The sequence below is a fragment of the Phenylobacterium sp. genome, from assembly GCF_046590535.1.
In the GTDB taxonomy this organism is placed as follows: domain Bacteria; phylum Pseudomonadota; class Alphaproteobacteria; order Caulobacterales; family Caulobacteraceae; genus Phenylobacterium.
In genome coordinates, this window is the sequence record NZ_JBKJTG010000154.1 from 1 (window position 1) to 24,568 (window position 24,568).

General features: G+C 70.7%; 19 protein-coding genes and 1 pseudogene. 16 read left to right on the forward strand and 4 right to left on the reverse strand.

Features of this window, described 5'->3' with window-relative positions; translation table 11 throughout:
• Positions 1-114: 114 nt before the first annotated feature.
• On the reverse strand, positions 115-1,305 hold the full coding sequence (locus ACLL81_RS09205; RefSeq protein ID WP_411288045.1) for a hypothetical protein: 1,191 nt from the start codon (positions 1,303-1,305) through the stop codon (positions 115-117).
• Positions 1,306-1,447: 142 nt separating this feature from the next.
• On the opposite strand from ACLL81_RS09205, the gene ACLL81_RS09210 reads away from it, so the two are divergent.
• The 11 genes and pseudogenes from ACLL81_RS09210 to ACLL81_RS09260 all read left to right on the forward strand — a co-directional run bounded on the left by ACLL81_RS09210 (position 1,448) and on the right by ACLL81_RS09260 (position 13,287).
• The gene (locus ACLL81_RS09210; RefSeq protein WP_411288046.1) at positions 1,448-3,436 is read left to right on the forward strand and encodes a TonB-dependent receptor plug domain-containing protein; all 1,989 of its coding nucleotides are present in this window, start codon (positions 1,448-1,450) and stop codon (positions 3,434-3,436) included.
• Between the two features lie 40 nt (positions 3,437-3,476).
• On the forward strand, positions 3,477-4,865 hold the full coding sequence (locus ACLL81_RS09215) for a PepSY domain-containing protein (protein WP_411288047.1): 1,389 nt from the start codon (positions 3,477-3,479) through the stop codon (positions 4,863-4,865).
• A gap of 100 nt (positions 4,866-4,965) precedes the next feature.
• A pseudogene (gene rplU / locus ACLL81_RS09220) lies at positions 4,966-5,356 on the forward strand (50S ribosomal protein L21); the annotation flags it as partial.
• Between the two features lie 399 nt (positions 5,357-5,755).
• Entirely contained in the window at positions 5,756-6,028 is a 273-nt protein-coding gene (rpmA, locus tag ACLL81_RS09225) for a 50S ribosomal protein L27 (protein ID WP_411288048.1), read from the forward strand.
• Positions 6,029-6,156: 128 nt separating this feature from the next.
• Positions 6,157-6,690, forward strand: coding sequence for a GNAT family N-acetyltransferase (locus ACLL81_RS09230; RefSeq protein ID WP_411288049.1), 534 nt, complete (start codon positions 6,157-6,159; stop codon positions 6,688-6,690).
• 177 nt (positions 6,691-6,867) lie between these two features.
• Positions 6,868-7,914, forward strand: coding sequence for a GTPase ObgE (obgE, locus tag ACLL81_RS09235; protein WP_411288050.1), 1,047 nt, complete (start codon positions 6,868-6,870; stop codon positions 7,912-7,914).
• Between the two features lie 13 nt (positions 7,915-7,927).
• Positions 7,928-9,037, forward strand: coding sequence for a glutamate 5-kinase (proB, locus tag ACLL81_RS09240; RefSeq protein WP_411288051.1), 1,110 nt, complete (start codon positions 7,928-7,930; stop codon positions 9,035-9,037).
• Positions 9,038-9,174: 137 nt separating this feature from the next.
• Positions 9,175-10,671 (forward strand): aldehyde dehydrogenase family protein, encoded by a 1,497-nt coding sequence (locus ACLL81_RS09245; RefSeq protein ID WP_411288052.1) that lies wholly within the window; start codon positions 9,175-9,177, stop codon positions 10,669-10,671.
• A gap of 11 nt (positions 10,672-10,682) precedes the next feature.
• Complete coding sequence (locus ACLL81_RS09250) at positions 10,683-11,342, forward strand: nicotinate-nucleotide adenylyltransferase (RefSeq protein WP_411288053.1); 660 nt, start codon at positions 10,683-10,685, stop codon at positions 11,340-11,342.
• Positions 11,343-11,378: 36 nt separating this feature from the next.
• A complete protein-coding gene (rsfS, locus tag ACLL81_RS09255; protein ID WP_411288054.1) occupies positions 11,379-11,849 on the forward strand; it encodes a ribosome silencing factor in 471 nt (156 codons plus the stop codon).
• Between the two features lie 52 nt (positions 11,850-11,901).
• A complete protein-coding gene (locus ACLL81_RS09260) occupies positions 11,902-13,287 on the forward strand; it encodes an amidase family protein (RefSeq protein WP_411288055.1) in 1,386 nt (461 codons plus the stop codon).
• 1 nt (position 13,288) lies between these two features.
• Here ACLL81_RS09260 and pyk read toward each other — a convergent pair whose 3' ends face one another.
• Complete coding sequence (pyk, locus tag ACLL81_RS09265; protein ID WP_411288056.1) at positions 13,289-14,707, reverse strand: pyruvate kinase; 1,419 nt, start codon at positions 14,705-14,707, stop codon at positions 13,289-13,291.
• A gap of 148 nt (positions 14,708-14,855) precedes the next feature.
• Between pyk and ACLL81_RS09270 the strand changes: the two genes are divergently transcribed.
• Entirely contained in the window at positions 14,856-16,688 is a 1,833-nt protein-coding gene (locus ACLL81_RS09270) for a glycoside hydrolase family 15 protein (RefSeq protein WP_411288057.1), read from the forward strand.
• 40 nt (positions 16,689-16,728) lie between these two features.
• On the opposite strand, the gene zwf is transcribed toward ACLL81_RS09270, so the two are convergent.
• Positions 16,729-18,192 carry a glucose-6-phosphate dehydrogenase gene (zwf, locus tag ACLL81_RS09275; RefSeq protein WP_411288058.1) on the reverse strand — a complete coding sequence of 488 codons (1,464 nt, stop codon included), beginning with the start codon at positions 18,190-18,192 and terminating at the stop codon, positions 16,729-16,731.
• Between the two features lie 154 nt (positions 18,193-18,346).
• On the opposite strand from zwf, the gene otsB reads away from it, so the two are divergent.
• The 4 genes from otsB (at position 18,347) to ACLL81_RS09295 (ending at position 23,781) form a co-directional block, all read left to right on the forward strand.
• Positions 18,347-19,096 carry a trehalose-phosphatase gene (gene otsB, locus ACLL81_RS09280; protein ID WP_411288059.1) on the forward strand — a complete coding sequence of 250 codons (750 nt, stop codon included), beginning with the start codon at positions 18,347-18,349 and terminating at the stop codon, positions 19,094-19,096.
• On the forward strand, positions 19,093-20,493 hold the full coding sequence (locus ACLL81_RS09285) for a trehalose-6-phosphate synthase (protein WP_411288060.1): 1,401 nt from the start codon (positions 19,093-19,095) through the stop codon (positions 20,491-20,493). Before otsB ends, ACLL81_RS09285 begins: the two co-directional genes overlap by 4 nt.
• 9 nt (positions 20,494-20,502) lie before the next feature.
• Entirely contained in the window at positions 20,503-23,094 is a 2,592-nt protein-coding gene (gene ligD / locus ACLL81_RS09290; RefSeq protein ID WP_411288061.1) for a DNA ligase D, read from the forward strand.
• Positions 23,095-23,163: 69 nt separating this feature from the next.
• Positions 23,164-23,781: a superoxide dismutase gene (locus ACLL81_RS09295; protein ID WP_411288062.1), complete on the forward strand. Its 618-nt coding sequence runs from the start codon at positions 23,164-23,166 to the stop codon at positions 23,779-23,781.
• Positions 23,782-23,822: 41 nt separating this feature from the next.
• Here ACLL81_RS09295 and ACLL81_RS09300 read toward each other — a convergent pair.
• Positions 23,823-24,568 (reverse strand): SLC13 family permease (locus ACLL81_RS09300; RefSeq protein ID WP_411288063.1); only part of this gene is annotated, 746 nt, incomplete at its 5' end.

Consider the following 24,568-nt stretch of genomic DNA (forward strand, 5'->3'; position numbering starts at 1 on the left):
GGAGATCGACCAGCTGTTCGAGGCGGGCCTGGCGACCTTTGAGCAGGGCGAGCAGGACGAGACCCGACAGGCCGCGCGGCTGACTCTGGAGATCCTGGCGCGGAGCCTGCGGGACTAGGGCGCCACCCGCCGGGCGCTGAGGTTGGTGCGGCCGACGCCCTGCACTTCATAGAGCGCCTCGAAGCGGCCGCCGGGGTCGGCGGGGCCGAGGGTGCGAGCGGTGGTCCGGCCGGTGGCCAGTTCGGCGGTCTGCATGACGCCGATGTCGCGGGCGCCGGCGATGATCACCAGATGGGCGCCCGTGGGCCCCAGGATATGGGCGAAGTAGCCGTAGTCGCGGTTGGGGGCGTCACCGCGGACCCGGCCGGCGCCGGAGACGTAGGCCTGGCCATTGGTGCGGTCGATGAGTTCGTCGAAGGTCTCGCCGATCTCGAAGCGCGAACCGGCCAGGGCCGGAGCCTGCAGCAAACCCAGCGCAGAAAGGTAGCCCACATAGACGATGTCGGCGCTCTTGAGCATTTCGGGCCGCAGTTCCGAGGCGGTGATCACCCGCAAGCGCCCGGGCTTGTCCCCCGCCACCTGGCGCAGCAGGGGCATCAGGTCGCGGAGCGCCAGGGTCGCGCCCACCGGCGTGTACCAGGTGTCCAGGTCGATGTAGCGGCCCATCATTTGCGGGTTGTCCATCAGCCAGGCGTCGAGGTCGGCGGGGGAGTTGATGGTGAACTCGCGGAGCATGCGCTGGGGCTCATCGCCGCCGCCGGTGTCGCCGAAGATGTAGTAGTCGCCCACCACCACCAACAGCGGCCGCGAACTGGCGGCGATCCCGGACCAGAGCGGGGCGGCGGCCACCCGGGAGAGTTCGCGGGCTGGCGCAGGCTGGCGGGCGATGAGCGCCCAGGCGGCGAGGTTGGCGGCCAGCAGCACCAGCGCGGCGGCGACCAGGGCCGCCCGGCGGCCGAGGCGGCGCGGCTGTGGCGGCCTGACGGCCTCGCGCTGTTGCAGGTCCAGGCGGTACTCGCCCAGAGGGATGACCAGGCGCGGTCCCGCCGGCTGGCCTGAGTAGAAGGCGTCAAGCTTGCGGCGCAGGCGGTGGACATAGACCCGCACCGAGGCGTCCCCGGCAAGCGCGTCCGCGCGGCCGAACACGTCGGCGGCCACGTCGGCCTCGCGCAGCGGCCGGCCGGCGCCGGCCTGGTCGGCCAGGTAGTCGAACAGCCGCAGCAGGGCCGCTGACCGGCCCAGCACGCCGCCGGCGCGAACCTGCGCCACCTGCCGCTCGAACGCCGCCAAGGCCTGGTCCCGCATCGCCCCTCCGGCCCCTCCTGTAACCCCCTGTAACGGCGGCGGAAACCGTAAAGTACGGGCGGGGCGCGCGCGCAAGACCTACCCCCGCCTCAACCACGAAGCGGGAAAACCCCGCGCAAGATCAGGTCCGCAGGGGAACCACATGGCACATTGGAGCCTCCGCGCGCTGGCGGCGGGGACGGCGCTGGGCCTGAGCCTTGCGGCGCTGGCCGGCGGCGCAGCGGCGGACGAGGCGGTGGAAGTCTCCACGCTGGTGATCACCGCGCGGCTGGAGGACACCTTGCCGCAGGAGCTGGCGCGGTATGGCAGCGACCTCGAGGTGGTCACTGTCGAGACCGTCCGGGACAACCTCTATGTAGACGTTTCACAAGCCTTGCAGATGCAGGTTCCAGGTCTGTTCATCTCGCCGCGCAACGGACCGTTCAGCTATGTGGACCTGTCGCTGCAGGGCTCGCGCACCGGCGACGTCCTGTGGCTGGTGGACGGGGTGAGGATCAACAACCGGCTCTACACCTCCACCAGCCCGGCGGACACCCTGCCGGCCAGCATGATCGAGCGCGTCGAGGTGCTGAAAGGCGGCCAGAGCCTGTTCTACGGGACGCAGGCGGCGGCAGGCGTGATCAACATCGTCACCCGCGGCTATTCGGACGATCTGTCCGGCGCCCTGACGGTTGGCGGCCATACGAACGGCGGAGTCCATGCCGACGCCTATGTGCGCGACACCCTGGGCCCGCACCGGTTCGTGGCCTGGGTGTCGAAGGACGAGGCCAACGGCTACACCACCTTCGACGTCTTCCAGCCCAGCGCCACCGCCCGCAAGCGCGGCTACGACGTGGTCAGTCTGGGCGGCAAGTACGGGGTCGACCTGACCGACGGCCTGGCCCTGAACCTCTACTACCAGCACACCGACGCCCACCTGGACTATCCGGGCGCACGGCTGACCCGGCTGTCGTTCAACGACCGCGACGAGGAGATCGCCAGCGCCAGCCTGGACTGGCGCGCCAGCGACCGCGCGCAGGTGTCGGTGAAGGGCTACTACCATGACTGGGACAGCGTCTATTCGACGGTGAACAATGTGCCCGGCCAGCCCGGCGCCAGGGTCATCGTGGATGACCTGACCTATTGGGGCTACGAGGATTTCGGGGTCAGCGTGCTGGCCAAGCTGAACCTGCACCGCGGGTTCGAGTACCAGCTTGGCTACGACTTCCAGAACTTCAGCGGCCGCGACGAGGTGCTGCTGATCGCCGAGCAGACGGAGAAGGTGCACGCGGCGGTGGCCCAGGTGCGCACCACCGAGGACCTGTTCGCCACCGCCCGCCTGGCGGCCGGGGTCCGCTACAACAGGACCGGCGGCTCCGAGGCCACAGTGTGGAACGTGAGCGGCCATTGGGACGTGACGCCGGGCTTCTATCTGGAAGGCGTCGCCGGCACTTCGTTCATCCTGCCCAGCGCCGAGCAGCTGTTCGGCATCGATCCGTGCTGCGCGGTGGGCAATCCGGACCTGGAGCCGGAGGAGAGCCTGAACCTGAACGCCGCAGCGGGCGGGACCCTGGGATTGCTGAGGTGGCAGGCCACCGGCTTCACCCGGCGGATCGATAACCTGATCGTCGACGACTACGACCAGCCGGGCCTGCCCGACGGCATCTACCTGAACACGGCCGGCGAGGTGAAGGTGCGCGGGGTGGAGGTGCAGGCCAGCGTGAAGGTCTCCGACGCGCTCACCGCCCAGGGCTCCTACACCTGGACACGCGCGCGGGCGGCCGGCGCCGGCCAGCAGCTGGGTCGCACGCCAGAAAGCATCGGCAAGGCAAGCCTGGTCTATGCGCCCGCCGACCGGCCCTTCGGCGCCTCTGCCAGCGTCCTGTGGACCGGCGACGTCCACCAGCAGGTCACCGGCTTCGGGCGACGCAACTATGGGGACTATGTGGTCGCCGACCTGGCGGCGCACCTCTACCTGGACGGCGATGCGCGCCATCACCGGGTGACGGCGCGCATCGAGAACGCCTTCGACCAGGACTACGCCACGCGGGTGAACTCGGGCCTGATCGACGGCTCGACCACCGGGCGGTTCCTGTTCGGGTTCCGCGGCGTGCCGCGCACCGCCCACCTGGCCTACACCTATTCCTTCTGACGCCTCCTTGGGGAGCCGGCGCTGGGCGCCGCGCTGGCTGGTGCTGACCCATCGCTATCTGGGCGTTGGGGTCGGCGCGCTGATGCTGCTCTGGTGCCTGAGCGGCGTGGTCATGCTGTTCGTCCACTGGCCGGAAGTGCGGGAGGACCAGCGTGTGGCGGGCCTGGCGGCGATCGGCGGGGCGGCCTGCTGCCGGTTCGGCGCCACGATCGGCGACGCGCAGACCGTGGAGGCGGCGCGGGTGGAGAGCGCCGCCGGGCGGCCCGTGCTGCGGCTGGACGGTCAGGTCGTCATCGACCTGACCACCGGGGCGCCGGTGGAGGCGTTCAGCGCGGCGGACGCGCGGGCCATCTCCCAGGCCTTCGCCCCGGGCGCGGCGATCGCTGCGGTGACGGCGGTGGACAGCGACCAGTGGACGGTCACCGGCTATTTCAACGCGCGGCGGCCGTTCTGGCGGGTCCGGCTGGGCGATCCGGCGAGGACCGAGCTCTATGTCTCGGCCAAGACCGGGGAGGTTTCGCAGCGGACCACCGCGGCCGGGCGGTTGCTGAACTGGGCGGGCGCGATCCCGCACTGGCTCTATCCCGCGGTGCTGCGGGCCCACACCAAGCTCTGGGCGCAGGTGGTGATCTGGACGTCGGTGCTGGGGACCTTCCTGACCCTGGCCGGGCTGTACCTGGGCCTGGTCGCCTGGCGCCCGGCCGGGGACGGCAGGGCAAGCCCCTACCGCGGGCTGATGACCTGGCACCACCTGACCGGGCTGGCGACGGGGATCCTGACGCTCACCTGGGTGGTGAGCGGCCTGCTCTCCATGAACCCCTGGGGCCTGCTGGGCAGCGGGCCCGACAAAGGCGCCGCGCGGCTGGCCGGAGGCGCCCACGCCTTCGCGGAGGTGCGCGAGGCGCTCACCGCCGCGGTGACGGCGCGGCCTGACGCTCGGCAGATCCGCACCGCGCCGTTCGCTGGCAGCCTCTACCTGATGGCCGACGGCGAGCGGTTGGACGCCCGCGGGCGCCGGGCGGCGCTCAGCGCGGCCGAGCTGGCGCTGGCGCTGGAGCGGCTGGGGCCTGTGGCCGCCCAAGACACGATCGCCGAGGAAGACGCCTATTACTTCGCCCACCATGCGCCGGTGACCCTGCCCGTTCGGCGCGTCGTGTTGACGGACGGGACGCGGTACTACCTCGATCCCGGCTCCGGGGAAGTGCTGCAGGTGCTGGACGCCCCCGCCCGCGGCTACCGCTGGCTGCACCTGGGCCTGCACCGCCTGGACATCATCCCAGGCCTGCGCCAGGGCGCGGGGTGGGCGGCCGCGATGGTGATCCTGCTGGCAGGCGTCACCCTGGGGGTGGGACTGGGCGTCTGGCTCGCCTGGCGCAGGGCCATGCACGACCTCGCCGGATGGCGGCGAAACCGGCTACCCTCGCGTTGACTTCGGGCTTCCGAGGCGTATAAGTCCCGCCCTCTCGCCCGCGGGCCACCTCGCGGGCGCATTTCGTTTTGAATAATCCAAGTTTCCGAAGGCGCGAACGATGTACGCGGTGATCAAAACCGGCGGCAAGCAGTACCGGGTCCAACCGGGCGATCTGCTGGTGGTCGAAAAGCTGGACGGCGAGCCGGGCGCGAATGTCGCGTTTGGCGAGGTCCTGATGCTGGGCGACGGCGACGCCGTGACCCTGGGCCTGCCTACCGTGGCGGGCGCGTTGGTGAACGCCACCCTGGTGGAGACCCGCAAGGGTGTGAAGGTGAAGATCTTCAAGAAGATCCGCCGCCAGGGCTATCGCCGCACCCGCGGCCATCGCCAGTTCGAGAGCGTCCTGCGGGTGACCGGCATCGCCGGCGCCGACGGCAAGGAAACTAAGTGGGACGGCACGGTGGACATGACCACCAAGGCCGAGCTGAACGCCCGCGCCCGAAACCTGAAGTTCGTGTCGGCCACCGCCCAGTTGGAAGCCGCCGCGGCCGCCAAGGCGGCCCGCGCCGCGCCCAAGGCGAGCAAGGCCAAAGCCGCCAAGGCCAAGGCCCCGAAGGTTGTCGCCGCCAAGGTGGACGTCGAAGCCGCCATGGACACGGCCCAGACCAACGCCCCGGTGAGCGAGACCCCCGCGCCCAAGAAGGCCGCCGCCGCGAAGCCCGCGGCCAAGGCTGCTGCGCCGAAGGCCGCTGCGAAGCCGGCGGCCAAGGCGAAGGCTGAACCGAAAAAGACTGCGGCCCCCAAGGCCGACGCCACGAAGGCTGCTGCGCCGAAGAAGGCCGCCGCCGCCGCCCCGAAGAAGGACAAGTCCGCCAAGTAGGGCGGGCTCAAGGATTTAGGAGAGCACAATGGCTCACAAGAAATCAGGCGGCTCCTCGCGCAACGGGCGCGACTCGGCCGGCCGGCGCCTCGGCGTGAAGAAGTTCGGCGGCGAAGCGGTGCTCGCCGGCAACATCCTCGTGCGCCAGCGCGGCACCACCTTCTATCCCGGCGACAACGTCGGCATGGGCCGTGACCATACCCTGTTCGCCACCATCACCGGCGCGGTGAAGTTCATCACCAAGCGCAACGACCGAACCTTCGTGACGGTCGTGCCGGCCCAGGGCGCGAACGCCGAATAAGCGGAACCCTCCATACCGGTTCCGCCCCACCCAAGTGGCGGACCGGACAAGACTTCGCGGGGAGTCCGGTCAGCCGGGCTCCCTGCTGTCGTTTTGGGCCCGCGCGAGACGGGCCGGAGGAGGAAGACATGTGCGCTATTGAAACCAGCCCTGTCCTGGCGACCGAGCGGCTGATGCTGCGCAAGCCCGTGCGCGATGATGCGGCCCGCATCGCCGAGCTCGCCAACGACCTCTCCGTGGCTGGAATGACCACCAACATGCCCTATCCCTACCGGCCGGCGGACGCTGAGGCCTGGCTGACCAAGGTCGAGCGAAACGACTGGCGCACCGACGCGCCGTTCGCCATCGAGCACCGCCAGTTCGGGGTGATCGGCGGGCTGGGCTTTCACGTTAAGGACGGCGTCCGCGCCGAGCTGGGCTACTGGCTGGGCCAGCCGTTCTGGGGACGCGGCTACGCCACCGAGGCGGTGACCGCGGCCGTGGGCTGGGCGAAGACGGACTGGCGCAGGAAGCTGGTGGTGGCCGGGCACTTCGCCGACAACCGGGCGTCCGGCCAGGTGCTGTGCAAGGCGGACTTCCTCTACACCGGCGACGTGGAGCTGCGCGCCAGCCTGGCCAGAGGCGCCGCCGTGCCCACCCGCATGATGGTCTGGCTGGCGTAATTCAGAGTGTCATCCCGGCTTTCCCGAAGGGGAAGGTCGGGACCCATGAACACCCGATCATCGGTGGCGACCCTGGAGGGATCGGTGTGCATGGGTCCCGGACAAGCGCTGCGCGCTTTCCGGGATGACACCTTGTTTTCATGTTATTCGCCCGCGCAACAAGGCTGCCGATCTCCGATGAAATTCCTCGACCAGTGCAAAATCTACATTCGCTCCGGCAACGGCGGGGGTGGGGCCGTGTCGTTCCGGCGGGAGAAGTTCATCGAGTACGGCGGCCCGGACGGGGGCGACGGCGGCCGTGGCGGTGACGTGTGGATCGAGGCGGTGGACGGGCTGAACACCCTGATCGACTACCGCTACCAGCAGCACTTCAAGGCCGACACCGGCGTGCACGGCATGGGCCGCAACCGCCACGGCCACAACGGCGACGACGTGACCCTGAAGGTGCCGGTGGGCACCGAGGTGCTGGAGGAGGACAAGGAGACGCTGATCGCCGACCTGTCGGCCGCCGGCATGAAGCTGCGCCTGCTGAAGGGCGGCAACGGCGGGTTCGGCAACACCCATTTCAAGGGCCCGGTTAACCAGGCGCCGAAGTTCGCCAACCCCGGCCAGGACGGCCAGGAACAGTGGATCTGGCTGCGGCTGAAGCTGATCGCCGACGTGGGGCTGGTGGGCCTGCCCAACGCCGGCAAGTCGACCTTCCTGGCGGCGGCCAGCGCGGCCAAGCCGAAGATCGCCAACTATCCCTTCACCACCCTGACCCCCAACCTGGGCATGGTCGACCTGTCGGTGGGCGAGCGCTTCGTGCTGGCCGATATCCCCGGGCTGATCGAGGGCGCGAGTGAGGGCGCGGGCCTGGGCATGCGCTTCCTGGGCCACGTGGAGCGCACCGCGGTGCTGCTGCACCTGGTGGACGGCACGGCCGAGGACGTGGCCGCCGCCTGGCGGACCGTGCGCCACGAGCTGGAGGCCTATGGCGAGGAACTGGCCGACAAGACCGAGATCCTGGCCCTGAACAAGATCGACGCCCTGGACGATGAGACCCGCGACGCGCGGCGCGCCGAACTGGAGGCCGCCGCGGGCGTGCCCGTGCGGCTGGTGTCCGGGGTGGCCGGGACCGGGGTCACCGAGCTGTTGCGCGAGTCCTACACCCTGGTCCGCGCCAAGAAGGCCGAAGCCGCCGTCGCCCTGAACCTGCCCGAGGAAGAAAGCTGGACGCCGTGAACGGTCTCGACCGATGAACCTGGCGGGGGCCAGACGGATCGTCGTGAAGGTGGGCTCGGCGCTGCTGGTGGGCGAGAGCGGCGCCGCGGACGGCCACTGGCTGAGCGCTTTCGCGAGGGACGTGGCCCGGTTGCGGGCACGGGGCCAACAGGTGCTGGTGGTGTCGTCCGGGGCCGTGGCCCTGGGCCGCCGGCGCCTGAACCTGGTCAGGCGCGCGCTCACCCTGCCGGAGAAACAGGCGGCGGCGGCGGCGGGACAGTCGGCCCTGATGCGCGCCTGGGAGGAAGCCCTGGAGCCCCACGGCCTGGGCTGCGCGCAGATCCTGCTCACCCGCGACGACACCGAGGTGCGCCGGCGCTGGCTGAACGCCCGGGCGACGGTGGAGACCCTGCTGGCGCTGGGGGTGATCCCGGTGGTCAACGAGAACGACACCGTGGTCACCGAAGAGATCCGCTACGGCGACAACGACCGGCTGGCGGCCCGGGTGGCGCAGATGATCGGCGCCGACGTGCTGGTGCTGCTGTCCGACATTGACGGACTCTACACCGCCGACCCCAGGCGCGATCGGGGCGCGGCGCATGTGCCGCGGATCACCCGCCTGACGCCGGAGATCGAGGCCATGGCCGGAGGCGCCAACGCGGGCGCGGGCGTCGGCACCGGCGGCATGGCCACCAAGCTGGCCGCCGCCCGTATCGCCAGCGCCGCCGGCTGCGCCACGGTGATCACCCTGGGTAACCGCCCCTCGCCCCTGTGGGCGGTGGAGCAGGGCGAACGGGCCACGGTGGTGGAGCCCTCCACCACCCCGGCCCAGGCCTACAAGTCCTGGATCGCCGGCAGCCTGGCGCCAGCCGGGGCGCTCACCGTGGACGACGGGGCCGCCGAAGCCGTGCGGCGGGGCAAGAGCCTGCTGGCGGCCGGCGTCCGGCACGTGCATGGCGGCTTCGACAAGGGCGACGCGGTGGTGATCCGCGACCAGGCCGGGACCGAGATCGCCCGCGGCATCGTCCGCTACGAAGCGCCCGACGCGCAGAAGATCTGCGGCCTGAAGTCGGGGGCTATCGAGTCCGTGCTGGGCTACACCTGCGGTCCGATGGTGCATGCGGACGACCTGGCCCTGGCCTAGGCGGGTTTCGCGCGCGGCGAAAATGCGGATAGGTAAGGCTCAAGCTGAGCATATGGGGCGATCCGGTGGATGGCGACGGCGCAGGGCGGAGGCAAGGCGCGTCCCCTGAGGGGCGGCTGGAGGCGCTTGTCCCGGGTATGGCGGTGCCGTTCGCAGGCGACCGCGTCACCCATGTGAGCCCGGAGCTGGCCCGCGCCTTCCAGCCCGGCGACCGGCTGATCGTCGTGCAGGACACCGGCGACCTGCTGCATGTGCCGGGCGCCGAACAGGCCCTGGCCGGCGCCGCGGTGGCGCGGGCGGCGGGCGCCTTCTCGCAGATGGGCGAGGTTTCCGACGCCGCCATCACCGCTTTTTTCGAGGCCTTCGCCGCACGCCTTTCGGATGCGGGCGCGTGGGGAGAGATCAGCGCCGCCAACGCCCGTGACGTGGCCGCCGCGCAAGCCAGGGGCCGCTCCACCACCCGGCTGGCGGTCAGCGAGGCGATGCGCGCCGAGATGATCGCCGGCCTGCGCGCCTGGCGCGACGCGCCCCCATCGCGGGGCCGGGTGCTGGAAACCGTGCAGCATCGCGGCTGGAGCGTCGAACAGGTGATCGCCCCCCTGGGGGTGGTGGGGTTCGTGTTCGAGGGGCGGCCCAATGTGTTCGCCGACGCCACCGGGGTGCTGCGGGCTGGCAACACGGTGGTGTTCCGGATCGGCTCCGACGCGCTGGGCACCGCCCAGGCCATCGTGCGCCAGGCGCTGGATCCGGCCTTGGCGCAGGCGGGCCTGCCGCAGGGTGCGGCGGTGCTGGTGGAAAGCGCCGCCCATGCGGCGGGCTGGGCGATGTTCTCCGACCCTGGCCTGTCGCTGGCGGTGGCCCGCGGCTCCGGCCCGGCGGTGGCGCAGCTGGGGGCCATCGCCCGGGCGGCGGGCACGCCGGTGAGCCTGCACGGGACCGGGGGCGCCTGGCTGGTGGCCGACGCCACGGCCGACGCCGACCGGTTCTTCGCGGCCTGCTACCACTCCCTCGACCGCAAGGTCTGCAACACACTGAACGTCTGCTGCATCGTGGCCGAGCGGGCCGACGACCTGATCCCGGTGTTCCTGGAGGCCCTGGAGAAGGCCGGCCAGCGCCGCCTGGGCTGCAAGCTGCATGTGGCGCAGGACGACCTTACCCGCCTGCCCGCCGCCTGGCGCGAGGCCAGCGCCACGGTGATCCGCGCCGAGGGACCCCGCGAGGAGCCCCTGGTGGAGCCCCTGGCCGACGCGGACCTGGGCCGCGAATGGGAATGGGAGGAGACGCCGGAAGTGTCCCTGAAGATCGTCGGGAGCGTCGACGAAGCCGTCGTCCTCTTCAACCGTTACAGCCCCCGCTTCGCCGCCAGCCTGATCTCTGAGGACCCGACCGCCCAGGCGCGGTTCTACGAGACCATCGACGCGCCGTTCACCGGTGACGGCTTCACCCGCTGGGTGGACGGTCAGTACGCCCTGGATCGCCCGGAGCTGGGGCTTTCCAACTGGGAGCATGGCCGCCTGTTCGCCCGCGGCGGGGTGCTGGCCGGCGACGGGGTGTTCACCATCCGCGCCCGGGTGCGCCAGACAGACCCGCACCTCGACCGCGGCGACGCGCCAACCCCGGCCAGGTCCGCTTGAGCACCAGCCGCATGTGGTTCGCGGGACCCGCCCGGCGGGTGTCCGGGGCGGGTCGTCCGGCGGCGCTGCGCCTGGGCTTCAGCCTGAGCCCCGGCATGCGGGTGGGGCTGTTCGGCGGATCGTTCAATCCGGCGCACGAGGGCCACGCCCATGTGGCCGAGACCGCCCGTCAGCGGCTGAACCTGGACCGGGTGATCTGGCTGGTGTCGCCGCAGAACCCCTTGAAGCCCACCCACGAGACCGCCGACCTGGCCGAGCGCCTGGCGGGCGCCCAGGCCTTCGCGCGGGGGCCGGACATGATCGTCTCCGACGCCGAGACCCGCTTCGGCTCGCAGTACACCATCGACAGCCTGCGGATCCTGAAGGCCCGGTTCCCGGGGGTGAAGTTCGTCTGGATCATGGGCGCCGACAGCCTAGCCAGCTTCCACCGCTGGCGCGGCTGGACGCAGATCATGCGCGAGGTCCCGGTGGCGGTGGTGTCGCGCCCGTGGATCTCCCTGAAGAGCCGGTTCTCCCCGGCCGCCCGGCGGTTCGCCCACTCCCAGCGCTCCAGCGGCCAGGCGGCGGGCCTGCCGGGCGCCAAGGCGCCGGCCTGGGTGTTCCTGCGCGGACCGCTGAACTTCCAGTCCTCCACGACCCTTCGGGAACGGATGCGCCGGTCGCCGACTTGATCTGCGCATGACAGCGGCTGACCCGGGCTGTCAGGCGTGCTACGGTCGCCAAAGCGCGGATTTCAAAGGAGCAACCCGCTGAACACCGAATCCGCGCCCCGGGCGCAAGAGGCCTCGGCGCGAGCCGCCGAAGCCGCCAGAGCCGACCAGCATGCGAGCGTACGTATCGCGGCCCTGGAAGACCTGATCCTGGCCAGACTCGACGACGACAAGGCCCAGGATGTCGTTTTCATCGACCTCAAAGGCAAGAGCGCCGTCGCCGACGGCCTGGTCGTGGCCTCCGGGCGGTCGCACCGTCACGTGGGCGCCATGGCCGACCATCTGCTGCGCGCCCTGAAGGACGAGGGCTATGGCCGCGTCCGGGTGGAGGGCATGCCGCACTGCGACTGGGTGCTGATCGACACCGGCGACGTGATCATCCACCTGTTCCGGCCTGAAGTGCGCCAGTTCTACAACATCGAGAAGATCTGGGCCGTGGACTCCGCGCACCGGACGCAGGCGGTCTAGCGGCTGGACAGGCGCGCCTTCGGGTGGTGATTTCCCGGGCAGGGAGACCACCATGTCCGAGACGCTTTCGCGCGACATCCTTGATCAGTCGGCGGCCGAGATGGCCCAGGCGCTGGCCGGGCGCAGTGTCGGCGCCCTGGAGCTGACCGACGCAGCCATCGCCCGCATCGAGGCGCGCGACGGGCCGATCAACGCGGTGGTGGTGCGCGACTTCGACCGGGCGCGGACGGCGGCCAAGGCGGCCGACACCGCCCTGGCCCGCGGCGAGCGCGGCCCCCTGCTGGGCGTGCCCATGACCGTGAAGGAATCCCACAATGTGGCGGGGCTGCCCACCACCTGGGGCTTTCCCGACGCGGTGGGCTGGACGGCGCCGGAGGACTCCGTGGGCGTGGCCCGGCTGAAGGCGGCGGGCGCGGTGATCCTGGGCAAGACCAACATCCCCGTGGCCCTGGCCGACTGGCAGGCCGACAATCCCGTCTACGGACGCACCAACAACCCCTGGGACCTGACCCGCTCGCCTGGCGGATCGTCCGGCGGCGGGGCGGCGGCCCTGGCGGCGGGCATGGTCCCCCTGGAGTTCGGCTCCGACATCGGCGGCTCGATCCGCATCCCGGCGGCCTTCTGCGGCGTGTTCGGACACAAGCCCAGCTACCAGCTGATTCCGCAGCGCGGGCACGCCCCGCCGCGGACGGACGGCGCCCCCATCGTGCTGGGGGTCGTGGGGCCCCTGGCGCGGACCGCCGGCGACCTGCAGCTGGCGCTGGACGTGCTGGCCGGGCCGGACGAGGACGCGGTGGGCTATCGGCTGGCCCTGCCGGCGCCGCGGCACGCGCGGCTGGCGGACTACCGCGTGCTGATCGTCGATCATCACCCCCTGGCGGGCGCGCAGGCGCAAATCCGCGAGGCCCTGGACGACCTGGGGAACCGCCTCTCGGGCTTGGGGGCCAAGGTGTCGCGCAAGAGTGAGCTGCTGCCCGACCTGGCCGTGGCCCAAGGCATCTATGGCGAGCTGTTGATGCCGGCCATGAGCCGCGGCGGTCCGGCGCCGACGCAGACCAACGCCCACCACTGGATGAACCTGCTGGACGCCCAGCTGATGGTCCGCCGGCGTTGGGCGGCGCTCTTTCAGTCGTTCGACGTGGTGCTGGCTCCGGCCCACGGATCGGTGGCCTTCGCGCACGAGACGGAGCCGGACGGCGACAAGCGGGTGCTGGACCTGGACGGAGAGGCGACGCCCTATTTCGCCCAGTCCGCCTGGGCGGGGATGGCCACCCTGGCCAACCTGCCGGCCACCGTGGCGCCCATCGGCCTGAGCCGCGGCGGCCTGCCGATCGGGGTGCAGATCATCGGCCCCTACCTGGAAGACCGGACCACCATCGCCTTTGCGGGCCTACTGGAGCGCGAGTTCGGCGGGTTCAGAGCGCCGCCGGCGCCGTAGCTCACCGCCTGGGCGTGTGCGCCAGCCGCAGGATATTGGCGGCGCCGGGGGAGCCCATGGGCAGGCCGGCCAGGATCAGCACCCGCTGGGCGGGACCGGCGAGGCCGGTCTCCACCGCCTGTTCGAGGGCCACGCGGGCGAGGTCCTCGGGATCGGACAAATCCGGCACCACGCGGGGCTCCACCCCCCAGGCCAGCGCCAGCCGGCGGGCGGTTGCGAGATTGGGTGTGAGCGCCAGGGTCGGCTGCAAGGGCCGTTCGCGGCAGAGCCTGAGCGCCGTCTGGCCGGTGGTGGTGAAGGCCACCAGACAGGCGGTGGAGGCGGCCTCCGCCGCGCGGCGGGCGGCGGCTACCAGCGCGTCGGCGTCGGCGTCGTCCACCGGATATTCCGCGCGCATCAGCTCCGGCCAGCGGGGGTCCTGCTCCACCCGGGTGATGATGCGGTCCATCATGGTCACCGTCTCGAGCGGATAATCGCCCACCGCGCTTTCCGCCGACAGCATCAGGGCGTCGGCGCCCTCATAGACCGCGCCGGCCACGTCGGAGGCCTCCGCCCGGGTCGGGGTGGGCGAGTGGGTCATGCTCTCCAGCATCTGGGTGGCGACGATCACCGGCAGGCCCCGCTGGCGGGCGGCCCGGACCAGCTGTTTCTGGACCACCGGCACGTCCTCCGGCGCCAGCTCCACCCCCAGGTCGCCGCGGGCCACCATGATCGCCTCGGAAAGGTCGAGGATCTCGTCCAGGCAGTCCAGGGCGGCGGGCTTTTCGATCTTGGCCAGCACCCCGGCGCGGCCCTGCACCAGGGCGCGCAGCTCGGCCATGTCGGAGGCGCGCTGAACGAAGGAGAGCGCCACCCAGTCGACGCCTTCGTTCAGCGCGAAGGCCAGGTCCTTGCGGTCCTTGCCGGTGAGCGCCGGAATGGGGATCGCCAGGCCGGGCAGATTGAGCCCCTTGTGGTCGGAGAGCTGCTCGCCCGCCTCCACCACCGTCTCGGCGAAGTCGGGGCCACAGCGGGTGACCCGCAGGCGAACCTTGCCGTCGTCCAGCAGGACCATGGCGCCTATGCCCAGCGCGGCGAACACCTCGGGGTGGGGCACACCGATGCGGGCGGCGTCGCCCGCGGTGCGGTCCAGGTCGAGGCGCAGGCTGTGGCCCGCCTTGAGCCGGATCATCCCGTCGGCGAATTCGCCGAGGCGCAGTTTCGGTCCCTGCAGGTCAGCCAGAACCGCCAGGGGGCGGCCGATGGCGGCCTCGGCCTGGCGCACCGCGGCGATGGTGCGGGCGTGGTCGGCGTGGGCGCCGTGGCTGAAGTTGACCCGGAAGACATCGACCCCGGCCTGGGCCAGTTCGCGCACCTGGGAGGGCTTGCGGCTGGCGGGACCAAGGGTGGCGACGATGCGGGCGCGGCGGGCTCGGATCATCTGGGTTCGCGGCGGCCTCGGGCGGCGGGCGAGAAGCGACTCGCCCTGCGTCAGGAGCAAAGCTTATCAAGAGACGTTACGCCCGCGTCGAGCGGAAACCGGGCGTCCGGCCGCGAGATCGATCCGACCGCCCAGGAAGCCCCACAGTTTGAGCCAGACCCTAGACCTGTTCCCGATCGGCAACTGCACCGCCAGCGCCCTGATCGACCGCAGGGGCCGCTACGTCTGGGCCTGTGCGCCCAGGGTGGACGGCGACCCGTTCTTCTCCGCCCTGCTGGGCGGCCTGGACCCGGCGGAACCCACCGCCCAGGGTCTGTGGGACGTGGAGGTCGAGGACGCGGCGGAGATCACCCAGAGCTACCTGCGCAACACCCCGATCCTGGTGACCCGGATCGTCGACAGCGCGGGGGCGGCCCTGGAGATCACCGACTTCTGCCCGCGCTACCGGCAGTATGGCCGGGTCTACCGGCCGCTGGCCTTCGTGCGGATCGTGAGGCCGGTGGCTGGCGCACCCCGGATCCGCATCCGGCTGCGCCCGACCAGCAACTACGGCGAGCGCCTGACCCCGCAGACGGTGGGCTCCAACCATATCCGCTACATGGGCGCGGAGGTGACGCTGAGGCTGACCACCGATGCGCCGGTGAGCCACATTCAGGAGGAGCGCACCTTTCGGCTGGAAGAGCCGGTGGCGATGTTCCTGGGTCCGGACGAGGGGTTCGAGTCCGACGTGGCCACCGCGGCCGCGCGGATGCTTCGGGAAACCGGCGACTACTGGCGAAGCTGGGTGCGCACGCTCTCGGTGCCCCTGGAGTGGCAGGGAGCGGTGATCCGCGCGGCCATCACCCTGAAGCTCTGCGCCTACGAGGAGACCGGCGCGATCGTGGCGGCCCTGACCACCTCGATCCCCGAGCACGAGGCCGCCGCCGGATCCGGGCGCAACTGGGACTACCGCTACTGCTGGCTGCGCGACGCCTACTATGTGGTGCAGGCGCTGAACCGGCTGGGCGCGGCGGACATGCTGGAGAATTACCTGGTCTATCTGCGCAACCTGGTGGACCAGGCGACCCAGGGGAACATCGCGGCGCCCACGGGCTCGGTCCACGTGCAGCCGGTCTATGGAGTGGGGCTGGAGCCTGTGCTGACGGAGCGGATCGCCCCGCATCTGCCGGGCTATCGCGGCATGGGGCCGGTGCGGGTGGGCAACCAGGCGCACCAGCACCACCAGCACGACGTCTATGGGCAGATCGTGCTCTCCACCGTGCAGGCCTTCTTTGACGAGCGGCTGTTCCGGCCGGCCACCGCCGAGGATTTCGCGGCGCTGGAGCCGCTGGGCGAACGGGCCTTCGAGCTTCACGACCAGCCGGACGCCAGCCTCTGGGAGTTCCGCGGCCGCGAGGCGGTGCACACCTATTCCTCGGTGATGTGCTGGGCGGCCTGCGACCGGCTGGGCAACGCCGCGGCCAAGCTCGGGCTGGCCGCGCGGGCGGACTACTGGAACGGCAGAGCCGCCCAGATCCGGGCCACCATCGAGGCCCGGGCCTGGAACGAAGACCTCGGCCGCTACGCGGCGACGTTCGGCGGCGACGAGCTGGACGCGAGCCTGCTGCAGCTGGTGGACGTGCGCTTCTGCGCGCCGGACGATCCCAGGATGGCGGCCACCATGACGGCGGTGGAAGCGGGCCTGCGGCGGGGGCCCTACATGCTGCGCTACGCCCTGCCCGACGACTTCGGAGAGCCCAAGACCGCGTTCAACTTCTGCACCTTCTGGCTGATCGAGGCCCTGCACCTGTCGGGCCGCACCGAGGAGGCGCGGCGGCTGTTCGAGGAAATGCTCGGCCGGCGAACCGCCGCGGGGCTGCTGTCGGAAGACATCGCCTTCGGCGGCGAGGAGCTGTGGGGCAACTATCCGCAGACCTACTCCCTGGTGGGCCTGATCAACTGCGCGACGTTGCTCTCGCGGCCCTGGAGCAGCGTGCGGTGAACCCGCGCCTCCCCTGTCGCGAAGATCACGGGGGAGAGGCCTAGTCGTACCAAGCCCTACCCGAGCGCTCGATGAGGGCGAAGGCGCCGGAGGGGCCCCAACTGCCGGCGGCGTAGGGCTTGGGGACCACGCCGGCCTCGGCCCAGGCGTCGGCGACGCCGTCCACCCAGCGCCAGGCCTCCTCCACCTCGTCGCGGCGCACGAACAGGGTGGAGTTGCCGACGATGGCGTCGAGCAGCAGCCGCTCGTAGGCGATCCGCCGCCGCGCGCCGGGGCCGGAATAGGCCTTCAGCAACGACAGGGAGAGCGGCAGGGACTGCAGCCGCATGCCGCCCTGGCTGATCCCGGGCGCCTTGTTCATCAGGAGGAGCTCGATGTCCTCGTCCGGCTGCAGGTCGATGACCAGGCGGTTGGCGGTGAGGTCCTCCTTGGCCGCCAGGCCGAAGATCGAGTGGGGCACGCCCTTGAACTGGATGGCGATCTGGGTGCGCCGCTCCGGCAGCCGCTTGCCGGTGCGCAGGAAGAACGGCACCCCGGCCCAGCGCCAGTTGTCGATGTCAACCCGAAGCGCCACGAAGGTCTCGGTCCCGCTGGGCTGGCCGCGCTCGGCCTCGTAGCCGGCGGCCTCCTTGCCGCCCACCACGCCCGGCGTGTACTGGCCGCGGATCGAGCATCCCTGCGCGTCCGCCCGGGTGAAGCGGCGCAGGCTGCGCAGCACCTTGACCTTCTCGTTGCGCACCGAGCGCGGATCCATGTCGGCCGGCGGCTCCATGGCCACCAGGCAGAGGAGCTGCAGCATGTGGTTCTGCAGCATGTCGCGCAGCGCGCCGTACTCGTCGTAGTAGGGCCAGCGGTCGCCGACGCCTTCGGTCTCCGCCACGGTGATCTGCACGTGGTCGATGGTCAGGTTGTTCCACAGCGGCTCGAACAGGGTGTTGGCGAAGCGGAGCGCAATGAGGTTCTGCACCGTCTCCTTGCCCAGGTAGTGGTCGATGCGGAAGATCCGGTCCTCGGCGAACACCGCGCCCACCGCGGCGTTGATCGCCAGGGAGCTCTCCAGGTCGCGGCCGATGGGCTTTTCCAGCACGATGCGGGTCTCCGGGCCCGCCAGGCCCGCCGCCGCCATCGCCGCGCACACCGCCCCATAGAGGCTGGGGGAGATGGCCAGGTAGAAGATCGGACGCCGGGCCTCGCCCAGGGCGGCCTTGACCGCCGCGGCGCCCCCAGCCGACGTGGCGTCGGCGGGCACATAGTCGAGGCGAGCGGAAAACCGCGTCCAGACGGCATCGTCGAGGCCCTCCGGACGCTCGGCCAGGGTTCGCCTCACCTGTTCGACGAACGCATCACGCGAAAGGTCGGCCCGGGCGCTGGCGACCACCCGCAGCCCCTCGGGCAGGAAGCGGTCGATGTCCAGGAAGTAGAGCGCGGGCAGCAGCATGCGGCGCGCCAGATCGCCCGTGCCGCCGAACAGCACGATCGCATCGGCCTGAGGCGTTTCAGCCATCGAAGGTCACCTCACCGCGGGGATGTCCGGTTGGGGGGCATTGCGCGGATTTCGGGGGCGAAGGTCAAGCGTGGGCGGAACCGCCCGCCGCCAAGGCCAGGCTGGATCGAACCGCACCCTGGAGCGTTCCGAACAAGCTTGGGCGGGATGCTGCATGTCGATCGAGGGAACCGTTGTCAGCCTGCCCGTTCCGAAGCCGTTGCGGCTTGCGGACGCGGCGCTGTTCCTCGATCTCGACGGCACGCTGGCGCCCATCGCCGCCCGGCCGCAGGACGTGCGCCCTGATCCCCGGCGCACCCGGCTTGTGGAACGCCTGGGCCGGCGCCTGGAGGGCCGCCTGGCGGTGATCTCCGGCCGCACCCTGGAAGACGTAGACCGCATCCTGGAAGGCGCGGTGACCTGCGTGGCCGCTGTGCACGGGCTGGTGCGCCGCGAGCCGGACGGGAGTGTGCGCCAGGGCCAGCCCCATCCCGCCCTGCCGCTGGCTGCGGCGCGGTTCGCAGAGTTCGTCAGCCGGGACTCAGGGTTGCTGATGGAAGCCAAGGGCCTCAGCGTCGCCCTGCACTACCGGCTGGCCCGGAGCCACGGAGAGGCCGCGCGGCAATGCGCCCAGGCGATCGCGACCGAGACCGGCCTGACCCTGCAGCACGGCGACATGGTCGAGGAGCTGCGCGCGCCGGGGCCTGACAAGGGCGACAGCATCCGCCGGTTCCTGGACGAGGCGCCCTTCGCCGGCGCCCACCCGGTGTTCCTGGGCGACGACGCCACCGATGAGGACGGTTTCGCGGCCATGCGGGACCTGGGCGGGACCGGCATCCTGGTGGGCCCGCAGCGGGACACCGCCGCGCGGTTCCGCCTGGCCGGGGTGGACGAGGCCCTGGCCTGGCTGGAGGCCTGCGCATGAGCCGGCTGATCGTGGTTTCCAACCGGGTGAACCCGCCCAGCGGCGCGGGGGAGGAAAGCGTCGGCGGCCTGGCCATGGCGCTGGCCGCGGCGCTAAGGGCCTATTCCGGCCTGTGGTTCGGCTGGAGCGGCAAGGTCGCCAAGACCTTCACCGGGGAGCTGACCACCAGGACCGTTGACGGGGTCACCTCCGCGGTGGTCGACCTGGATGCCGCCGACTACGAGGAATATTACAACGGCTACGCCAACAAGACGCTGTGGCCGCTGTTCCACTATCGCGCCGACCTGACCGCCTACGACCGGGCCTATGGGGAGGGCTATCAGCGGGTGAATGCGCGGTTCGCCGAGACTCTGGCCCCGCTGATCCAGCCCGACGACCTGATCTGGGTGCACGACTACCACCTGATCCCCATGGCCCGGGAGCTCAGGCGGCTGGGCGTGAAGAACCGGATCGGCTTTTTCCTGCACGTGCCCTGGCCGGCGCATCAGGTGTTCACCACCCTGCCCGGTCACCGCAAGCTGGTGGAGGCGATGTTCGACTACGACCTGGTGGGCTTCCAGACCCAGGAGTACCAGAACGCCTTCGAGGAATATGTGGTCACCGAGGCGGGCGGCGAGTTGACCGGAGCCGGGCGGCTGCGCGGCTTTGGCCGGACCCTGCGCACCGGGGCCTTCCCCATCGGCCTGGACGCCGCCGAGTTCGGGCGGATGCTCAAGTCGGCCAAGGCGCGGCAGATGCGCAACCTGATGACCGCCTGCACGGTGTTCCGTCACTTGATCGTCGGCGTCGACCGGCTGGACTACTCCAAGGGCCTGGAGGAGCGGTTCGTGGGCTTCGAGGCTTTCCTGGCGGGCAATCCGGACATGCGCCGCCAGGTGCTGATGCTGCAGATCGCCCCGGTGAGCCGCGAGAGCGTCGAGGCCTACCAGGAAATCCGTGGGCGGCTGGACGCCCTGTCGGGACGGATCAACGGCGAGTACGCCGACGTGGACTGGAACCCGTTCCGCTATGTGAACAAGAACTACCGGCGCGACGAGCTGGGCGGCATCTATGGCGCGGCCCGGGTGGGGCTGGTGACGCCGCTGCGCGACGGCATGAACCTGGTGGCCAAGGAGTTCGTGGCCGCGCAGAACCCACAGGACCCGGGTGTGCTGATCCTGTCGCGGTTCGCCGGCGCGGCGCGGCAGATGCCCGAGGCCTTGCTGGTCAATCCCAACAGCCCCGAGGAAATCGCTGACGCCCTGAAGCGCGCGCTGACCATGGAACAGCCGGAGCGCATCCGCCGCTGGGAGGCGCTGTTCGACACCGTGCAACGCGAGGACGTCACCGCTTGGCGCGACGCCTTCGTGGCCGAGCTCTCGGGGTCGGAAGACCGCGTGACGGCGCTGGCCAGCTAGGGAGCGCCAATGCCCACGCCCGCGGACAAGAAGCTCGCCAAGTACCAGTCCATGCGCGACTTCGCGCAGACCGCCGAACCCGCGGGCGCGCAGGCGACCAGGCCCTCGAACCGCCGGCGCTTCGTGATCCAGAAACATGCCGCCAGCCGGCTGCACTACGACTTCCGCCTGGAGCTGGACGGGGTGTTCAAGTCCTGGGCGGTGACCCGCGGGCCCTCCCTCGACCCGGCCGACAAGCGCCTGGCGGTGGAGACGGAAGACCATCCGCTGGACTACGGCGACTTCGAGGGGACCATTCCCATGGGCCAGTACGGCGGCGGCACGGTGATGCTGTGGGACCGCGGCTACTGGGAAACCGAGGATGGCGGCGATCCGAACGCGGCCCTGAAGAAGGGCGACCTGAAGATCGTGCTGGAGGGAGAGCGCCTGAAAGGCTCGTTCGTCCTGGTTCGGATGAAGCGCCGGAAGAAGGAGAAGCACGACAACTGGCTGCTGATCAAACATCGCGACGAATGGGCGGTGGAGGGCCAGGCCGGGGCGCTGGTGGCCAGGCAAATGACTTCAGTGGCCTCGGGCCGCGGCATGGAGGAGATCACGGCCGGCAAGGGGAAGGGGCCCAAGCCTTTCATGACCGGCGGCAAGGCCCGCGCCGAGCCCAAGGCGGTCTGGTCCTCGAAGGCCGCCAAGGCGACCAAGCCCGCCGACCTGCCCGGGTTCGTGGCCCCGCAACTGGCCCGCTCGGTGGATCGCCCGCCGCAGGGCGCCGGCTGGGCGCACGAGATCAAGTTCGACGGCTACCGGCTGCAGTTGCGGGTGGAGGGCGGCAAGGCGGTTGTGAAGACGCGCTCCGGCCTGGACTGGACGGCCCAGTTCAAGGAGATCGCCCGCGACGCCACGGTCCTGCCCGACGGGCTCTATGACGGGGAGGTCTGCGCCCTTGACCACGCCGGGTCGCCGGATTTTCCGGCGCTGCAGGCGGCGCTGTCGGACGGCAAGACCGGCGACCTGATCTTCTTCGCCTTCGACGTGCTGTTCCTGGAGGGCGAGGACCTGCGGGCGCTGAGGCTGGGCGACCGCAAGGCGCGGCTGCAGGCGGTGCTGAAGGCCAGCCCCAAGCCGCCCACGGCGCGCATCCGCTATGTGGATCACTTCGAGACCGCCGGCGACGCGGTGCTGCAGTCGGCCTGCCGCATGTCCCTGGAAGGCATCGTCTCCAAGCAGATGGACGCGCCGTATCGCTCCGGGCGCAGCGACAGCTGGCTGAAGGCCAAGTGCCGGGCGGGGCACGAGGTGGTGATCGGCGGCTGGACCGGCGAGGCGGGGCAGTTGCGCTCGCTGCTGGTGGGGGTCCACCGGGACGGCAAGCTGATCTATGTGGGCCGGGTGGGCACGGGCTTTGGCCAGGAGACCGTGCGCCGGGTGCTGCCCAGGCTGCGATCCGTGGCGGCGGAGGCCAACCCGTTCATCGGCCCCGGCGCGCCGCGCAAGGAGGCCAATGTCCACTGGGCTCGGCCGGAGCTGGTGGCGGAGATCGAGTTTGCGGGCTTCACCGGCGGCGGCATGGTGCGGCAGGGCGCCTTCAAGGGCCTGCGCGAGGACAAGGCGGCCACAGAGGTCGAGGCCGAGACCCCGGCCCATATCGGCGAAGTGGAGCTTTCCCAGCCCACGCCCAGGACCGCGGCGCGAAAGCCCGCGGCCAAGGCCGAGCCCCGGGTGCTGGGGGTGCTGCTTTCCAGCCCCGACAAACCCCTGTGGCCCGACGGCGGCGACGGGGCGCCGGTCACCAAGCTCGACCTGGCGCAGTACCTGGAGACCATCGGCCCGTGGATGATGCAGCACATCAAGGGCCGCCCCTGTTCGATCATCCGTACACCCGACGGGATCCTCGGCGACCAGCGGTTCTTCCAGCGCCACGTGGGCAAGGGTTCCTCGTCCCTGATCAGCGAAGTGAAGGTGTTCGGCGACCACAAGGCCTACCTGCAAGTGGACCGCATCGAGGCTCTGGCGGCCCTGGCGCAGATCGGGGCGGTGGAGTTCCACCCGTGGAACTGTCAGCCGTTCCAGCCGGAGACCCCTGGGCGCCTGGTGTTCGACCTCGACCCTGACGAGGCGATCGCCTTCGAGCGGGTGATCGAGGCGGCGCTGGAGGTGAAGGCCCGGCTGGAGGCCGTGGGCCTGGTCGCCTTTTGCAAGACCACCGGGGGCAAGGGGCTGCACGTGGTCACCCCGCTGAAGGGCGGCAAGGGGACGATGGACTGGCCCACCGCCAAGACCTTCGCCCAGGAGCTCTGCCTAGCCATCGCCCGCGACCAGCCGGACAGGTACGTGGTCAACATGTCCAAGGCCAAGCGGGTGGGCCGGATCTTCCTGGACTACCTGAGGAACGACCGGCTCTCCACCGCGGTGGCGCCGCTGTCGCCCCGGGCCCGGGCGCATGCCCCGGTGTCCTTTCCGCTGACCTGGAGCCAGGTGAAACCGGGCCTAGACCCAAAGCGCTACACGATCCGCACCGCGCCGGGGCTGCTGAAGAAGACCAAGGCCTGGGCGGACTATTGCGACGCCGAGCAGCCGCTGGCCCCGGCAATCAAGCGGTTGAGGTAAAGCGGGGCCTTCCGAACCTCCGAGGCTCCCGTCCGTTATGGGTGCAGACCCACGCCCCGGAGATACCCCATGGCCATCGTGCTGCCCCCGCTGCCCTACGAGACCGACGAGCTTGAGCCGTTCATGTCCAGCGACACCCTGGACCTGCACCACGGCAAGCATCACCAGGCCTATGTGGACAAGGTCAACGCGCTCACGCGGGGCGCCGACCTGGCCGACGCGGACCTGGAGACCATCCTCAAAGTGGCCAAGACCAAGGGCGACGAGACGCTGCTGAACCAGGCCGGCCAAGTGTGGAACCACAACTTCTTCTGGCCCTGCCTGACCCCCGGCGGCGGCGGTTCGCCGGACGGAGAGCTGGGCCAGATGCTGACCCGCGACTTCGGCGGACTGAAGGGCTTCCAGGCGGCCTTCAAGGAGGAGGCGGAAACCCACTTCGGCTCCGGCTGGGCGTGGCTGGTGCTGAAGGGTGACAAGCTGGTGGTCACCTCCCTGCACGATGGCGAGACGCTGGTGGGCAGGGCGGGGATGACGCCGTTGCTGACCTGCGACGTCTGGGAGCACGCCTACTACCTAGACTACCAGAACAAGCGCCCGGAGTTCGTCGACGCCTTCCTCGAACACCTGGCCAACTGGAGCTTCGCAGCGGAGAACCTAGCGCGGGCGCAGGGCCAGCGGGCAGCCTAGACCCCAGATGAAAGGGTCTATTTTCAAGGATTACAGCCCGGCTAGAACGGGAAGAACACTGGGATCGAGAGGGAGGCGACCGTCCAGCCGATCAGGTTGAGCGGCAGGCCGACCCGGACGAAGTCCATGTAGCGGTAGCGGCCCATCTCGAAGACCAAGACGTTTGTCTGGTAGCCGAATGGCGTGGCGAAGGCGGCGCTGGCGGCCATCATCACCGCCACCAGGAACGGCTGCGGGCTGACGCCGAGGCTCTCAGCGAGGGCCACGGCGACGGGGGTCAGCAGGACGGCCACCGCGGCGTTAGACAGGATTTCGGTAAGCACCAGGGTGACGCCGTAGAGCAGCACTAGGGCAAGCTGGGGGCCCAGGCCCTGGACCACGGCGACCAAGCCGTTTGTGGCCACCGCGGCCAAGCCGGTCACCTCCAGGGAGAGGCCAACCACCACCATGCCGGCGATGAGCAGCAGGATTTCCGGCCGCAGCCCCTGGTAGGCCTCATCGGGACTGATCACCCGCAAGAGGATCAGGAGCACCGCCCCGGTGAAGGCCGCCGCCGCGATGGGGGCGGCTCCTGTGGCGGCCACGGCGATGACGCCGATGAACACCACCAGCGAGATCAGCGCCCTGCGGCGGTCCAGGGGACGCTGGGTGGCGAACAGGCGCACGTCGCCAACCCCGCCGCCGGCCTTCGAGGCGTCCTCCACCGCCTGGGCGTCGGTGACCTCGGCGGCCGGGGTCCCGCCGCCCAGCGGGCGCGGGGCGAAGAGCAAGAGGTAAAGGCCGCCCG

Bases quoted from the DNA above. Each gene is read 5' to 3' on its own strand.
- ACLL81_RS09250 (WP_411288053.1), top strand. From the start codon at position 10,683: ATGTGGTTCGCGGGACCCGCCCGGCGGGTGTCCGGGGCGGGTCGTCCG.
- ACLL81_RS09230 (WP_411288049.1), top strand. From the start codon at position 6,157: ATGTGCGCTATTGAAACCAGCCCTGTCCTGGCGACCGAGCGGCTGATG.
- proB (WP_411288051.1), top strand. From the start codon at position 7,928: ATGAACCTGGCGGGGGCCAGACGGATCGTCGTGAAGGTGGGCTCGGCG.
- ACLL81_RS09285 (WP_411288060.1), top strand. From the start codon at position 19,093: ATGAGCCGGCTGATCGTGGTTTCCAACCGGGTGAACCCGCCCAGCGGC.
- ligD (WP_411288061.1), top strand. From the start codon at position 20,503: ATGCCCACGCCCGCGGACAAGAAGCTCGCCAAGTACCAGTCCATGCGC.
- ACLL81_RS09205 (WP_411288045.1), bottom strand. From the start codon at position 1,305: ATGCGGGACCAGGCCTTGGCGGCGTTCGAGCGGCAGGTGGCGCAGGTT.
- otsB (WP_411288059.1), top strand. From the start codon at position 18,347: ATGTCGATCGAGGGAACCGTTGTCAGCCTGCCCGTTCCGAAGCCGTTG.
- ACLL81_RS09210 (WP_411288046.1), top strand. From the start codon at position 1,448: ATGGCACATTGGAGCCTCCGCGCGCTGGCGGCGGGGACGGCGCTGGGC.
- ACLL81_RS09260 (WP_411288055.1), top strand. From the start codon at position 11,902: ATGTCCGAGACGCTTTCGCGCGACATCCTTGATCAGTCGGCGGCCGAG.
- ACLL81_RS09295 (WP_411288062.1), top strand. From the start codon at position 23,164: ATGGCCATCGTGCTGCCCCCGCTGCCCTACGAGACCGACGAGCTTGAG.
- pyk (WP_411288056.1), bottom strand. From the start codon at position 14,707: ATGATCCGAGCCCGCCGCGCCCGCATCGTCGCCACCCTTGGTCCCGCC.
- obgE (WP_411288050.1), top strand. From the start codon at position 6,868: ATGAAATTCCTCGACCAGTGCAAAATCTACATTCGCTCCGGCAACGGC.
- zwf (WP_411288058.1), bottom strand. From the start codon at position 18,192: ATGGCTGAAACGCCTCAGGCCGATGCGATCGTGCTGTTCGGCGGCACG.
- ACLL81_RS09245 (WP_411288052.1), top strand. From the start codon at position 9,175: ATGGCGGTGCCGTTCGCAGGCGACCGCGTCACCCATGTGAGCCCGGAG.
- rpmA (WP_411288048.1), top strand. From the start codon at position 5,756: ATGGCTCACAAGAAATCAGGCGGCTCCTCGCGCAACGGGCGCGACTCG.